Here is a 449-nt window from a genome sequence, read left to right on the forward strand (position 1 = left end):
GCCGACACCGGACAGGTACAACTCCCCCACCACCCCGCGCGGGGCCGGGTTGCCGTGCCGGTCCAGCACGTACGCCCGGGTGCCGGGCAGCGGCCGACCGATGGGCGGCCGGATCGTGCCCGGGGCGACCAGGGCGGCGGTGGAATAGGTGGTGTCCTCCGACGGCCCGTACAGGTTGTGCACGGCGTGCACGCCGGGGTGGGTGTGCAGGTCGGCCACCAGGTCGCCGGGCAGCGGCTCACCGGCCAGGTTGACCGTCCGCACGCTCGCCGGCAGCCGGTGCGCCCGCAGCAGCTCCCGGGCGAGGCTCGGCACCGTGTTGACCAGCGTCACCGGGTGCTCGACGCCGGGAAGGTCGAACAGGCTGTCCACCAGGACGACCGTGCCGCCGCAGGACAACGGCGCGAACAGCTCGAACACCGACAGGTCGAAACAGATCGACGTCGACG

Annotated in this window: 1 protein-coding gene; it reads right to left on the reverse strand. The window is 73.3% G+C overall.

From position 1 onward, the window contains the following. On the reverse strand, positions 1-449 hold a 449-nt coding region (locus B1205_RS29735), incomplete at both ends, for an AMP-binding protein (RefSeq protein ID WP_176308610.1).

It is taken from the genome of Micromonospora sp. NBS 11-29 (assembly GCF_002140155.1).
In the GTDB taxonomy this organism is placed as follows: Bacteria; Actinomycetota; Actinomycetes; order Mycobacteriales; family Micromonosporaceae; genus Micromonospora.